The sequence below is a fragment of the Wukongibacter baidiensis genome (assembly GCF_050888315.1).
In the GTDB taxonomy this organism is placed as follows: domain Bacteria; phylum Bacillota; class Clostridia; order Peptostreptococcales; family Caminicellaceae; genus Wukongibacter; species Wukongibacter baidiensis.
This window is the reverse complement of sequence record NZ_CP138202.1, coordinates 2,913,701-2,927,056: the sequence shown is the minus strand read 5'-3', so window position 1 is coordinate 2,927,056 and position 13,356 is coordinate 2,913,701. Positions and strand designations below refer to the sequence as shown.

At 35.4% G+C, this 13,356-nt stretch carries 14 protein-coding genes and 2 other annotated features; of the genes, 11 read left to right on the top strand and 3 right to left on the bottom strand.

Annotated elements, in window-relative coordinates; genetic code table 11:
• The first annotated feature begins 196 nt into the window (after positions 1 to 196).
• The 7 genes from ispF (at position 197) to R9X47_RS13345 (ending at position 4,937) form a co-directional block, all read left to right on the top strand.
• Positions 197 to 673 carry a 2-C-methyl-D-erythritol 2,4-cyclodiphosphate synthase gene (gene ispF, locus R9X47_RS13375; RefSeq protein WP_432667362.1) on the top strand — a complete coding sequence of 159 codons (477 nt, stop codon included), beginning with the start codon at positions 197 to 199 and terminating at the stop codon, positions 671 to 673.
• Positions 674 to 785: 112 nt separating this feature from the next.
• Positions 786 to 1,042, top strand: a binding site (T-box leader).
• Between the two features lie 85 nt (positions 1,043 to 1,127).
• Positions 1,128 to 2,573 carry a proline--tRNA ligase gene (proS, locus tag R9X47_RS13370; RefSeq protein WP_432667361.1) on the top strand — a complete coding sequence of 482 codons (1,446 nt, stop codon included), beginning with the start codon at positions 1,128 to 1,130 and terminating at the stop codon, positions 2,571 to 2,573.
• Between the two features lie 158 nt (positions 2,574 to 2,731).
• Entirely contained in the window at positions 2,732 to 2,923 is a 192-nt protein-coding gene (locus R9X47_RS13365; protein WP_432667360.1) for a spore coat associated protein CotJA, read from the top strand.
• Positions 2,911 to 3,171 (top strand): spore coat protein CotJB, encoded by a 261-nt coding sequence (locus R9X47_RS13360; protein ID WP_432667359.1) that lies wholly within the window; start codon positions 2,911 to 2,913, stop codon positions 3,169 to 3,171. The genes R9X47_RS13365 and R9X47_RS13360 overlap by 13 nt, the downstream gene beginning before the upstream one ends.
• 13 nt (positions 3,172 to 3,184) lie before the next feature.
• A complete protein-coding gene (locus tag R9X47_RS13355; RefSeq protein ID WP_432667358.1) occupies positions 3,185 to 3,757 on the top strand; it encodes a manganese catalase family protein in 573 nt (190 codons plus the stop codon).
• A gap of 103 nt (positions 3,758 to 3,860) precedes the next feature.
• Positions 3,861 to 4,127 carry a cysteine-rich small domain-containing protein gene (locus tag R9X47_RS13350; protein WP_432667357.1) on the top strand — a complete coding sequence of 89 codons (267 nt, stop codon included), beginning with the start codon at positions 3,861 to 3,863 and terminating at the stop codon, positions 4,125 to 4,127.
• 42 nt (positions 4,128 to 4,169) lie between these two features.
• Positions 4,170 to 4,937 carry an NRDE family protein gene (locus R9X47_RS13345; RefSeq protein WP_432667356.1) on the top strand — a complete coding sequence of 256 codons (768 nt, stop codon included), beginning with the start codon at positions 4,170 to 4,172 and terminating at the stop codon, positions 4,935 to 4,937.
• Between the two features lie 37 nt (positions 4,938 to 4,974).
• On the opposite strand, the gene R9X47_RS13340 is transcribed toward R9X47_RS13345, so the two are convergent.
• The 3 genes from R9X47_RS13340 to R9X47_RS13330 form a co-directional block, all read right to left on the bottom strand.
• On the bottom strand, positions 4,975 to 5,751 hold the full coding sequence (locus R9X47_RS13340) for an acyl-CoA dehydratase activase (RefSeq protein ID WP_432667355.1): 777 nt from the start codon (positions 5,749 to 5,751) through the stop codon (positions 4,975 to 4,977).
• A 67-nt stretch (positions 5,752 to 5,818) separates the two neighbouring features.
• Positions 5,819 to 6,046 (bottom strand): DUF3343 domain-containing protein, encoded by a 228-nt coding sequence (locus R9X47_RS13335; protein ID WP_432667354.1) that lies wholly within the window; start codon positions 6,044 to 6,046, stop codon positions 5,819 to 5,821.
• Positions 6,046 to 7,344 (bottom strand): double-cubane-cluster-containing anaerobic reductase, encoded by a 1,299-nt coding sequence (locus R9X47_RS13330; RefSeq protein WP_432667353.1) that lies wholly within the window; start codon positions 7,342 to 7,344, stop codon positions 6,046 to 6,048. The genes R9X47_RS13335 and R9X47_RS13330 overlap by 1 nt, the downstream gene beginning before the upstream one ends.
• Positions 7,345 to 7,573: 229 nt before the next feature.
• On the opposite strand from R9X47_RS13330, the gene R9X47_RS13325 reads away from it, so the two are divergent.
• From R9X47_RS13325 to cysS, 4 genes are all read left to right on the top strand, one after another.
• Positions 7,574 to 9,169 (top strand): proline--tRNA ligase, encoded by a 1,596-nt coding sequence (locus R9X47_RS13325; RefSeq protein WP_432667352.1) that lies wholly within the window; start codon positions 7,574 to 7,576, stop codon positions 9,167 to 9,169.
• 117 nt (positions 9,170 to 9,286) lie between these two features.
• Positions 9,287 to 10,765 carry a glutamate--tRNA ligase gene (gene gltX, locus R9X47_RS13320; protein ID WP_432667351.1) on the top strand — a complete coding sequence of 493 codons (1,479 nt, stop codon included), beginning with the start codon at positions 9,287 to 9,289 and terminating at the stop codon, positions 10,763 to 10,765.
• Between the two features lie 92 nt (positions 10,766 to 10,857).
• Positions 10,858 to 11,157 (top strand) — a binding site (T-box leader).
• A gap of 120 nt (positions 11,158 to 11,277) precedes the next feature.
• Positions 11,278 to 11,952, top strand: coding sequence for a serine O-acetyltransferase (cysE, locus tag R9X47_RS13315; RefSeq protein ID WP_432667350.1), 675 nt, complete (start codon positions 11,278 to 11,280; stop codon positions 11,950 to 11,952).
• Entirely contained in the window at positions 11,939 to 13,333 is a 1,395-nt protein-coding gene (cysS, locus tag R9X47_RS13310) for a cysteine--tRNA ligase (protein WP_432667349.1), read from the top strand. Before cysE ends, cysS begins: the two co-directional genes overlap by 14 nt.
• Positions 13,334 to 13,356 lie beyond the last annotated feature (23 nt).

Sequence of the window (13,356 nt, the reverse complement as noted above, 5' to 3'; positions counted from 1 at the left end):
AATATCGCCATAGGATTTGATGTAAAAAAGCATGAATTATAGCGAAAATTTTTAAAAATATCAAGAGTTTATGGTAATAAATTTTGGTATAATATAGTCGAATCAAGAATTATTTTTTGGATTTCCCGGGAAATATGTAGAAATAGATTAGAGAATGATATTACTAAAGTTGATTTAAAACTGAAAGGATGATACAATGCGCGTAGGAATAGGATATGATGTACATAAATTGGTAGAGGATAGAAAACTTATTATTGGAGGAGTAGACATTCCCTATGAAAAGGGATTATTAGGACATTCAGATGCTGATGTTTTACTTCATGCTATTAAGGATGCCATGTTAGGTGCTGTGGCTCTAGGTGACATTGGTAAACATTTCCCTGATAGCGATGAGAGATATAAGGGGGCTTCAAGTATTAAACTTCTTATTGAAGTAAATAGTAAACTAAAAGAAAAGGGGTATAAAGTTAATAATATTGATGCAGTTATTATTGCTCAAAGACCTAAAATGGCTCCTCATATTCAAAGTATGAGAGCAAATATTGCAGATGCATTAAATATTAATATCGATGGGGTTAACGTTAAAGCTACAACTACTGAAGGGCTTGGATTTACAGGAACAGGAGAAGGAATTGCTTCACAGGCAATAGTAAGTGTTGACAAAATAAAATGATTTAAATATAATGTTATAAATAAGTGACTTAAAGGCAAAGAGATTTTGATGAAAATGTATAATAATTTATTACTTTAGTGTATAATATGAAAATACAATATAAAAATTAATACCATGAGCTATGAAGGGGAAAAGTAGAAATGATGATGCCTCTAGAGAGTGAAATCCACTGGCTGGAAGATTTCATAGGATATATGCTTTTTGAACCAACCCCAGAGCCTATGACGAAATAAGTATATCTAAGTCATACGGTTGCGAAACCGTTATCATCGTAAAAAGATAATTTGTTTAAGGTTCTAATTAATAATTTGAATTAGGACTGATAACAATTAATTAGAGTGGTACCGCGAAAAAACCTTCGTCTCTAAAGAATAGAGCGAGGGTTTTTCTTTTGCGTTAAAACTTTTAAAAATGAAACTCATAGTTAAATAATATATAAAAGGAGAGTGTTACAATGGGTAAGAAGGATAAAGATTTTGTAAAAGAAATTACTCCTATGGAAGTTGACTTCCCACAATGGTATACAGACGTTATCAGAAAAACAGATCTTGTGGACTATTCACCAGTAAAGGGTTTCATGGTAATAAAGCCTTATGGATATGCGCTTTGGGAAAATATTCAGAGCTTCTTAGACAAGAGGTTTAAGGATACTGGACATAAGAACTGTTATTTCCCACTACTTATTCCTGAAAGCTTATTACAAAAGGAAGCAGAGCACGTTGAAGGCTTTGCACCAGAGGTTGCATGGGTAACCCATGGTGGTAAAGAAGAACTTGCAGAAAGACTTTGTGTAAGACCTACGTCTGAAACTATTATTTGTGAAATGTATGCGAAGTGGTTAAAGTCTTATAGAGAACTACCATATCTATATAATCAATGGTGTAGTGTTGTAAGATGGGAAAAGAGCACGAGACCATTCCTTAGAACTTCTGAGTTCCTATGGCAAGAAGGACATACACTACACGAGACTGAAGAACAAGCACAAGAAGAAACAATTCAGATGCTGAATATATATAAGGAAATGGCAGAAAATTTACTAGCTATACCAGTTGTAGTTGGTAAGAAAAGTGAGAAAGAGAAGTTTGCTGGTGCCCATGCAACATATACAATGGAAGCATTGATGCATGATGGAAAGGCTCTTCAGGCGGGTACTTCTCATAACCTTGGGCAGCACTTCACAACTGCATTTGACATATCATTCTTAGATAGAAATGGAGATATGCAGAACCCTTATCACACTTCATGGGGAGTATCTACTAGACTTATCGGTGGTGTGATCATGGTACATGGAGACAATAGAGGTTTAGTATTACCTCCAGCTCTTGCTCCAACACAGGTAGTAATTATACCTATAGCTCAGCATAAAGAAGGCGTACTAGATAAGGCGTACGAGCTTAAAAAAGAGCTTGAAGGTGCAGGCTTAAGAGTTGACCTTGATGACAATGAAAACTACTCACCAGGTTGGAAGTTTAACGAATATGAAATGAAGGGTGTACCTGTTCGTATAGAAGTAGGTCCAAGAGATATTAAGAATAATCAAGTAATGGCAGCTAGAAGAGATACCCTTGAAAAGGAAGCTGTATCAATGGATGGATTAACTGAAACTATAGTAAAGCTTTTAGATACTATTCAAGGAGATATGCTTGAAAGGGCTAGAAAGCATAGAGATGAAAACACATATTATGTAGACAGCTTTGAAGACTTCAAGAAAAAGATGGTAGAAAAGCCTGGATTCGCAAAAGCTATGTGGTGTGGAGAAAGAGAATGTGAAGAGCATGTTAAGGCAGAGACGAGTGCAACAATAAGATGTATTCCATTCGAGCAGGAAGACCTTGGCGACAAATGTCACTTCTGTGGCAAGGAAGCAAAGCATATGGTTTATGTTGCAAAGGCTTACTAGGATTAAGTTTTAAAAACGAAATAGAGTGAGATATAAATGAGATAGATAGTTTATAGAATAGACTGTCTATCTCATTTTTTATTACTTTAAATTATACACACATTCTAATTATTGTGAATATTATGATATGGAACAATTAGTTTAAAAGGGGTGAAAAAATGAACAACGTTTATCCAGCACCAAATATGATGATGGGAAAATGGCAATTGGCAAGGCCATATATTATAAATCAACCATTTACCAGTATATATCCACCGGAAGAGGCGTTGAAGCGAGGAACTATATTTCCTGACCTTTATAAGCCATATGTAAGTACGGAGAAGAAGGAGGTAAAAGAATGGAAGAAATGACAAGAAAAGAATTGACGAAAAAGATTCAAGAGCTTGAGTTTACTTCACTTGATTTGAATCTATATCTAGATAATCATCCAGACAATATGGAAGCGTTAATGGAATATAATAAATGCGCAAATCAAATAGCACAGCTTAAGAGAATGTACGAAATGAAATATGGCCCACTGATGAATTTTGGATTTTCTCCAAGTCAATATCCTTGGAAATGGGTAGATGAGCCGTGGCCATGGGAATTACAATCGTAAAGGAGGGAAATGTATGTGGATTTATGAGAAAAAACTACAATATCCAATTGATATAAAGTGTAAAGATATAGGATTCGCTAAATATTTAATTACTCAATTTGGAGGACCCGATGGAGAATTAGGTGCGGCAATGACGTATCTAAGCCAGAGATATACAATGCCAACAGGAAAATCGAAGGCATTGCTTACTGATATAGGAACAGAAGAACTAGCCCATGTTGAAATGATTTCTACCATGGTATACATGCTGTTAAAGGATGCAACTGTCAAGGAATTAGAGGAGGCAGGACTCGGAAGCCAATATACACAACATGGTTATGCTATATATCCACAAGATGCAAATGGCATTCCATGGACTGCAGCATATATTTCATCAACCTCAGATCCAATCACGGATCTACACAATGATATGGCGGCAGAGCAGAAAGCTAGAACAACCTATGAGCATCTTCTAAATTTAACTGATGACCCCGGAATAAAGGATGCACTTAGGTTCTTAAGAGAGAGAGAGGTAGTGCACTATCAGCGCTTCGGAGAGGCATTGATGGATGTGTATGATAATCAAAATTCTAAAAAGTATTTCTAGATTTAGAACTATATAAGAATGTAATAATGGCATAGGAGCTAATCCTATGTCATTTTTCCTATTCCATGTTATAATAAATTAAAAAGCCAAGGAGAGACATACTATGGGTAAGGGTAAAAACTACAAATTTGTTCAAAACAGCAAATGCGAATATTTTCCATGTCATAAAGTAAAGGATGAAGAAAAGTTTAATTGTCTTTTTTGCTTTTGTCCGCTATATATGCTAAAGGATAAATGTGGAGGAAAGTTTAAATATAACCATGATACAAAGGATTGTAGTGACTGCACCATTCCACATTCCGATGGAGGCTACGATTATATCATGTCTAAGATGGGTGACGTTATTAGAATAGGCAGTGAAAGAGATTAGTATTATGAGAAACTAACAATTTCAACAAAAGGAAGAGTAGATATGTGTATAATTTTTTTTGCATATAAGAGTCATCCACAATACAAATTGATTTTAGCAACCAATAGAGATGAATTCTATGAACGGCCTACTGAGAATGCAAGGTTTTGGAGACATTACCCCCACGTTCTAGGTGGTAGGGATTTAGAAAAAATGGGGACATGGCTGGGGATAAATAGAAAGGGAGAATTTGCAGCCATAACAAACTACAGAGATTTTTCCTTGCTTGTTGATGATCCAAAGAGTCGTGGTGATTTAGTGAAGGGTTTTTTAATAGAAAGTCAAGCTCCAAAAACCTATATGAAAGGGATAAGGGAAAGGTATCATGAATATAATCCCTACAATCTCTTGGTAGGTAATATGTCTTCTCTTTACTATTACTCAAATGTAGAAGATAAAATAAGGGAAGTAGAGCCAGGTATCTATGGATTGAGTAATGCACTTTTAGATACGCCATGGCCTAAGCTGACGAGGGGAAAGGAAAAATTCGAAAATATTATAAAATCCAAAGATAAGATTGATGCTGAGGATTTATATGATATTCTCTTTGATAGATGGACTCCCGAAGATGAAGAACTTCCCGAAACAGGTATGGGTCTAGAATGGGAAAGAACATTATCGTCCATTTTTATCGAAAGTCCTAACTATGGAACAAGGTCTTCAACCGTTGTACTTGTTGATAATAGTAACCATGTAACATTTATAGAAAAAAGCTTGAAGGATACTGACGCTAAGGAATGGAATGAAGTTAAATATGAATTTCTTGTTTAGTGCTGGGTACGAAGTGCGTAGAAAAACATAGGAGCGGTTACAGACCGCTCTCTACTATTTTCCATCCAATAACAGCAGCCCCTAAAGCTCCTACAATCTGCGAATCCTGTGGAACATATAGGGATTTTTTTATTTTATTCTCTATTACTTCTTTGATAACTTCGGATTTAGCTACACCACCGGTAAAGGCTATATCATCAGACAAGTTTATCTTACTTAAGATTGATACACCTCTGTTTGCGATGGAATGAACTATTCCTGAGGCAGTTTGCTCCTTTGATACTCCTCTCGCTAGAAGACTAATAACTTCGGATTCTGCAAAAACCGTACACATGCTAGTTATTGTTTCGGGTTCTACATCTCTTGCAAGATCATCCAATTCAATAACATCAAAACCCAGCACATTGGACATCGCTTGAAGAAATCTTCCTGTCCCCGCAGCACACTTATCATTCATTATAAAATCTATTACATTTCCGCTAGAATCAAGTCTAATCACCTTACTATCTTGACCTCCAATATCAAGGATCGTTCTAACATTATTATTAAGAAAATAAGCTCCCTTGCCATGGCAGGTTATCTCTGTAACGGTTTTATCTACAAAGGACATAGATACTCTTCCATATCCTGTACCGATTACTTTTTTGATGTCATCTCTATGTACATTTCTTTTAAGCAATAATAAATTCATTGCTTGCTCAGCAGCGACCTTAGGGCTCCAGCCTGTAGGAATTATAACTTTCTCTAGGATTTTTCCATCGAAAAGTACAGCCTTAGTTGCAACAGAACCTGAATCGATTCCAACTGAATACATTAGCAATCCCCCTTGAAACTTTGAAGTTCAATAATTATAAATTAAAGAAAGTACTTTTTCTTTTTTTTTATGTATGAATACCGTCGACATTTATTAGAGAATTATCATTTAATAAATCCTTAACTAAATCTATATCTCCAGTTTCAACCCGTATTGAGATGCCACAACACTTGCTAAGGGACCTTGGAGTAGGAACAATAGTATACTTTATCCCGTTAGTCTTTAATACCTTTTCCAAGGCTAGGCCGTCGGAATGGCTTGGAAATAGAATAAAAGATTCTGACCCAGTTTTCATTATTCCGTTACCGCAGCCTGCTTATTAGTCTCAAGCATCTCGAAAAAGGCTTCAAGTCTAGTTTTTATTTGGCCGGCATCCTGTAGGCTATAACCAGTCTCGATCATAATCACAGGTATACCTTCTTTATCAAGGGCTTCCTTTACCTTTTTAAATTCTGTTGCATAGGTTTGACAGAAAGGAAGGCTAAAGTATACAACTCCATCGGCACTATACTCCTTGTATAATCTAACTATGTCATCTATTCTGCCTGTATTTGGAGTAAAGCAAGCACAGTTGATATTTAGATATCTATCTGCTAGAGCCTTCATTTGCTCTTCTAGAGTCTCAGCATTTTCATCAACAAAATTTTCGAAGTATCTTGTTCCAGTACAGGTTTCTTCACATACAACTGCGCCACCACTTGTTTCGATTATATGATGAAGTTTCCAATTGGGTATTGCCATAGGCGTACCGGTCACCATTATTCTAGGTGTGTCCTCCTCGAAAACTGAAAAACCAGATTTTATTCTTTCCTCTAGTTCGTCGCATAACTCGTTAGTTTTTTCAATAAATCTTTCTGGATCGTCATAGAAGGCTATTTGGGATATTAAAAGTGCATCTTTACCGCTTATAGGCAGCTTATGGAATTTCCTAGTATTATATAGTCTTTCAAGAGCTTTGCGTTTTTTATTGATTAGTTTGATACTTTCTGCTAAGTTTTCTCCTGTAACCTTATTACCCGTCATATCCTCTACCTTATCAATGAACATTTTTATTTCATCTTGCCAGTGAAGATTATCCTTTTCTCTTTTCATTTGCGGTAGGTCCATAACGTGTACTGGAATATAATCATTCAAAATCTCCCATGCCTTTTTCTTTGCATCACATGTTGTCTCTCCGACGATTAGGTCACATGATTGGAAATATGGACATGTAGCTGAAATCTTTGCTCCAACAGAAGCTTTCACCAGTGGACATGTATTTCTCGGAAGAACCTTTTCGCCATCGGGTTCCCAAAAGTCTGAACCACCACATAACCCAACTCCTATAGCACCGGCAGCATTTATAACCTCATCAGGGACGTAAACACAGAAGGTTCCAATAACCTTGCCATCCTTAGCCCTGTGGTCTTCAAGCTCCTTGATTCTTAAACCGTGAACCTCGGATACAACAAAGTTATAATAGTTCATTCCTTCAGGTCGGTTATCTTGGGAAAGGTAAATATCTCCATAAAATTCTGGTAATACTTCACACAATTGGTCATGTTTTTCAAGATCCATATCAAGTGATTTCCACATTTCTCTGTAATCAGCCAATGCAACTCCTCCTTAAACAATGGGTTTATTCATATAGAATTATATAGGATTAAGAGGAAAAAATTAGCTATTATAGAAAAATATAATATACCTATAAACAGTATTTATAAAATTTATAGATTTGAAAATCTTTGTATATTAGAGTGAAATTATTCTGAAACTTATATTTATACAGAATTAATTGTTATAATATAGTAAGTATGAATAATAAAACTAGGAGAGATATATTATGCTAATGTCAAAACTAATAGGAAAAACTTCTAAGAAAGTTGAAGATGAGTTCAATATTGATAGCCAAAAGCTTTTATTGAGATCAGGAATGTTTAGAGGCATTTCACCGGGACTATACTCAGTATTGCCTCTAGGGAAAAGGGTAATTGATAAATTATTAAATTTGTTGTCTGGGGAATTAAAAGAGCAGGATTTTCAAAATGTGATAGTACCGTCAAACACAGAGTTTGAAAGGGCTGCTTGTCTTACTCTTAGAAATGATCTTAAATCCTATAAAGACTTACCAAAGAGTATATACAATATTTCAAGTTTAGAAAGAGAGAAGATAAAGGTAAAGGATGGAGCGTTGAAATCAAAAAGCTTTACTGCCTTAAGGAGCTTTAGCTTTTATGATAACGAGCAGAACATGCTAGATGGATTCAAAAAGATGAAGGAAACCTATAAGACTATCTTTGAGGAAATTGGACTCAGTATTATTGAGCTAAAATCCTATAACCATAAAAACCCTGTAGCAAATTGTGAAGAATTAGTAGTTAACTGCGAAAAAGGAGATAGAAGAATTTTTAGCTGTAAAGCGTGTGGATATAGAGCATTAGAGGAAATGGCTGACTTTCATATCGAGGAAAATGACATAGAAGATATGGAAATAGAGCCAGTTCATACCCCAAATATAAAGACTATAAAGGAATTAGAAGAATATATGAACATAGAGGCTGGGGATCTGGCAAAGACACTTTTAGTGAAAGCAGGAGATGAGACTATTGCTATCATAATTAGGGGGAATAGAGAGCTTAATCTTTATAAACTTAGCACTTTGCTAAATGTTCCTATAGAGGATATAAAAATGGCTGACTACGAAGATATTGATGGTAAAATCGAAACGGTACCAGGATTTGTAGGGCCCGTAGAGCTTGAGGGTGTTAGAATAATAGTCGATAGAGAGATAACGAAAATAGGTTCACTAGTAACTGGAGCTAATAAAAGAGATTATCACCTTAAGAACGTAAGGTATGAGAGGGATTTTCTTGGAGATATGATTGCAGATGTAAGCTATATAGGAGAAGATGACAAGTGTCCTCTATGTGGTGAAGAGCTGACTAAAGAAAATGGCATTGATGTTGGCAAGGTTTTAAGTGTTGGAAGAATAACCGATGTAAAAAGTATGGAGTATAAGAACAGGGAAGGCAAGCCTAATAGCATATACGGTGCTTCAACATATATAGATATCTATAGGCTTTTGAGTATGATAGTGGAAAGAAACCATGATGAGGATGGTATAATATGGCCTACTAAGGTAGCTCCATATCAAGTAATCGTATCAATTCTCAATATTAAAAAAGAGGATCAGATAGAGCTTGGAAAAAGACTATATAATGAACTAAAGGACAATAGTATAGAGGTTATATTAGACGACAGGAATGAAAGGGCTGGAGCAAAGTTCTATGATGCTGATCTTTTAGGAATCCCTGTGAGAATAGTAGTGGCAAGGGGAGCCGGTGAGAATAAGGTAGAGTTTAAGTTAAGATGGGAAAATGAAAAAGAAGAATTAAATGTCGATGAAGCATTGAAAAGAGTTGTACAACTACTAAAGTAAGATAGGATAAGAATATGTGGTTAAATCTTTTTAATTATCTTGATACAAAAAATAAATTAGGATATAATAATCTAATATAATGTAGTGTACGAAAAGTACATATTAGGAGGTTTTATAATGACTGTAAGATTAAGATTCGCACCCAGTCCAACAGGGTATTTGCATATAGGTGGTTTAAGAACTGCGCTGTACGATTATTTATTTGCAAAGCAACAAGCTGGAAAGTATGTTCTAAGAATAGAGGACACTGATAGAACAAGATACGTAGAAGGTGCAATAGAAAACCTGCTTAGTGCAATGGAATGGGCAGGAGTAAACCATGATGAAGGATATCTGCTAGAGGATGAAAAATTAGTTCAAAAAGGTGAATATGGACCATATATGCAATCTGAAAGACTTGACATATATAAAGAGCATGTAGAAAAGCTTTTAGAAAGTGGTCACGCATATTACTGTTTCTGTTCGAAGGAAAGGCTAGATAAAATCAGAGAAGAACAGAAGGAAAAGGGCGAGATGATGGGATATGATGGACATTGTAGAAATATCCCTATGGATGAAGCTAAAGAGAGAGTTCAAAAAGGTGAACCTCATGTTATAAGATTAAAATTACCTAAGGATAGAGAGCTTGTGTTTGATGATTTGGTAAGAGGGACAGTTACAATGAACACAAATGATTCTGATGATCAAGTTCTTATGAAATCAGATGGTTTCCCAACTTATCACTTAGCCGTTGTAGTAGATGATTACTTAATGGGAATCACTCATATGGTTAGAGGGGAAGAATGGCTACCGTCTACACCAAAGCAAATAATATTGTACGAAGCATTTGGATGGGAACTTCCTAAGTTTGCACATTTACCAAACATCCTTAACAAAGAAAAGAAGAAGCTAAGTAAGAGACACGGTGATGTAGCGGTAAAGGATTTCAAAAAGAAGGGATATCTACCAGAGGCCCTAGTTAACTATATTGCCCTTGTTGGATGGAGTCCAGAGGATAATAAAGAAATCATGACTATGGAAGAAATGATCGAAGGATTCTCCTTTGAAAGAGTTTCAAAGAGTGGTGGAGTATTCGACGTTGATAAGCTAAATTGGGTGAACTCCCATTATATAAAGGAAGCAGATATAGACAGATTAACAAAGCTGTGTATACCTTATTTAGTTGAGGCTGGTATGTTGGCAGAAAATGAAGTTGAAGAGAAATACGAATGGGTAAAAATGATAATGGAGACTGCTAGAGAAAGAATCTCTTATTTAAGTCAGATATCTGAGTATGCCAAGCAGTTTTTCGGTGAAGAAGTAAAGCTAGAAAATGATGAAGCAAAAGAAATATTAAAATTGGAACATGTACAAGACCTTTTGAATACATTTAAAGATAAGGTAGCTAATGCAGAGGCAATTGATGCAGTATTTGGTAAGAAAGTATTCAAGATGATTCAAAAGGAAACTGGAGTAAAGGGTAAGAATCTGTATATGCCAATAAGAGCGGCTCTTACAGGACAGCTTCACGGTCCAGATATTGATAAGGTAATAGCTATCTTAGGAAGAGAAAATATTAACAAAAGAGTAGAGTATGTAGAGAAAAACTATCTTTAAAACTCTATAAAAATATAATTTTATATAAAATTATTTATTAAAAAGCTTTAAATATATAAACAATGTGGTATAATATAAAAAATATTTATAGAAATATGGCGTTGATTAGGAGAGTAGATCTGTTGATGTTTTTAGAGAGGGGCTATCACCGGCTGAAAGTAGCCCTAGACTAAATATGGATTGAAGTGCACCTATGAGCTTAGGGCTGAAAGATTTAAATTACGAGTAGGTCTTTACGGGTAACTCCGTTATAGGTTATTTGAGATGGACATATAGATACGTTAATACTTACATCCTAGGTATTGTCGGTTAAAAATAACTGACTTAAAGGTATTAGCAAACAAGAATGTATGTCTAATCAGAGTGGAACCGCGGATATCCCCGTCTCTGAATAATGTCAGAGACGGGGTTTTTTATGTTCCAATATTTTATTTAAAAGAATTACTATGTGAATCTAGTGTCAATTATGAAAACATGTATATATTATAGATGGAGAAAGGAGGGAAATAACATTGTTTAAAAATCTTGCTGAATATCTTGATTCGATAATTGAAAGAGACCCCGCTACTAAAAATAGGTTTGAGGTGATACTATGCTATCCATGTGTGCATGCACTGTTTCTCCACAGAATAGCGCACTTCTTTTACAAAAGAAATCTGATTTTGATAGCTAGGATTATTTCTCAGATTAGCAGACTTGTAACTGGAATAGAAATTCACCCCGGAGCAACAATTGGGAAAAGATTTTTTATTGACCATGGAATGGGCGTTGTAATAGGTGAAACGGCAGAAATTGGAGACGATGTTACACTCTATCAGGAAGTTACCCTTGGAGGAACTGGAAAAGATGTGGGAAAAAGACATCCTACTATAGGAAACAACGTAGTGATAGCATCAGGTGCAAAGGTATTAGGACCCTTCAAGGTAGGAGATAACTCAAAGATAGGATCAGGCTCTGTGGTTTTAAAGGAAGTCCCTCCGAACTGTACCGTTGTAGGTGTTCCTGGAAGGGTAGTCATAAAGGATAATGTAAGAGTTACTGATGATGAAAAACCTACAGCCGATCTTGATCAGGTAAGGCTTCCTGACCCTATTGCCCATGAATTAGAATGCTTAAGAAAAAGAATAATAAAGCTTGAAGAAGAACTTATATATAAAGAAGGGAGAAAGAACAATGAAGTTATTTAATACATTAACTAGAAAAAAAGAAGAATTTGTACCAATTACTCCTGGAGAGGTAAAAATGTATGTCTGTGGACCTACGGTATATAACTATTTTCATATAGGAAATGCTAGACCATTTACTGTATTTGATGTACTTAGAAGATATTTAGAATATAGAGGATATGATGTAACATATGTTCAGAACTTTACCGACGTAGACGATAAAATAATTAGAAAAGCTAATGAAGAAGGTGTAGAGGCTAAGGAAATCAGCGAGAAATATATTAACGAGTATTTTAAAGATGCCGATGCTATTGGGATCAAAAGAGCAGATATACACCCAAAGGTTACAGAAAACATTAGCGAGATAATTAGATTTATAAAGGACCTTGTAGATAAGGGATATGCCTATGAAGTAGATGGGGATGTTTATTATGATACTAGCAAGTTTAACAGTTATGGTAAGCTTTCTAAGCAAAGTATAGAAGAACTAGAGGTTGGAGCAAGAATCGAGGTAAATGAAGTAAAGAAAAATCCAACGGATTTTGCTCTTTGGAAGAAACAAAAAGAAGGAGAGCCAGGATGGAATAGTCCTTGGGGAATGGGTAGACCTGGATGGCATATAGAGTGTTCAGTAATGTCCACAAAGTACTTAGGAGAAACAATAGATATCCATGCTGGTGGACAGGACTTAGTATTCCCTCACCATGAAAATGAAATTGCACAAAGTGAAGCCTTTTCAGGAAAGCCCTTTGCAAATTATTGGGTTCATAATGGCTATATCACAATAAATAATGAGAAAATGTCAAAGTCTAAGGGGAATTTCTTTACAGTTAGAGATATAATAAATGAATTTGATCCGGAAGTAGTGAGATTTTTCCTGTTATCAGCTCATTACAGAAACCCAATAAACTTCAGTAGAGAACTGATTATGCAGTCGAAAAACGGATTAGATAGACTATATAATGCAAAGGAAAATCTTGAGCATTTAAAGGAAAATGCAAAGGATGCAGAAATGAAGCCAGGAGAAAATGAGATACTTGAAGGCTTGCAAAAACACAAAATTAAATTCATCGAAGCCATGGATGATGATTTAAACACAGCCGATGGAATTGCAGCTATATTCGAAATGGTTAAGGAAGTAAATACAAAGATAAATGATGAAGCTTCAAAGGAGCTTATAGAAAAAATCTGCGATCTATTCAGAGAGCTTACACAGGTATTAGGAATAGTATGCAAAGAGAAGGAGAACCTTGACGATGAGATAGAAAGACTTATAGAAGAAAGACAAAAAGCAAGGAAAGAAAGAAACTTTGCATTGGCTGATAAGATAAGAGACGATTTAAAGGCTCAGGGGATTGTTTTAGAAGATACTCCTCAGGGGGTTAAGTGGAAGAAAATATAAATGAATTGCGAGAAGAGAGCTAA

Coding starts and splice junctions, on each gene's coding strand:
- ispF (WP_432667362.1), top strand. CDS start 197: ATGCGCGTAGGAATAGGATATGATGTACATAAATTGGTAGAGGATAGA.
- cysS (WP_432667349.1), top strand. CDS start 11,939: ATGAAGTTATTTAATACATTAACTAGAAAAAAAGAAGAATTTGTACCA.
- R9X47_RS13345 (WP_432667356.1), top strand. CDS start 4,170: ATGTGTATAATTTTTTTTGCATATAAGAGTCATCCACAATACAAATTG.
- R9X47_RS13340 (WP_432667355.1), bottom strand. CDS start 5,751: ATGTATTCAGTTGGAATCGATTCAGGTTCTGTTGCAACTAAGGCTGTA.
- R9X47_RS13360 (WP_432667359.1), top strand. CDS start 2,911: ATGGAAGAAATGACAAGAAAAGAATTGACGAAAAAGATTCAAGAGCTT.
- proS (WP_432667361.1), top strand. CDS start 1,128: ATGGGTAAGAAGGATAAAGATTTTGTAAAAGAAATTACTCCTATGGAA.
- R9X47_RS13335 (WP_432667354.1), bottom strand. CDS start 6,046: ATGAAAACTGGGTCAGAATCTTTTATTCTATTTCCAAGCCATTCCGAC.
- R9X47_RS13355 (WP_432667358.1), top strand. CDS start 3,185: ATGTGGATTTATGAGAAAAAACTACAATATCCAATTGATATAAAGTGT.
- R9X47_RS13325 (WP_432667352.1), top strand. CDS start 7,574: ATGCTAATGTCAAAACTAATAGGAAAAACTTCTAAGAAAGTTGAAGAT.
- R9X47_RS13350 (WP_432667357.1), top strand. CDS start 3,861: ATGGGTAAGGGTAAAAACTACAAATTTGTTCAAAACAGCAAATGCGAA.
- gltX (WP_432667351.1), top strand. CDS start 9,287: ATGACTGTAAGATTAAGATTCGCACCCAGTCCAACAGGGTATTTGCAT.
- R9X47_RS13365 (WP_432667360.1), top strand. CDS start 2,732: ATGAACAACGTTTATCCAGCACCAAATATGATGATGGGAAAATGGCAA.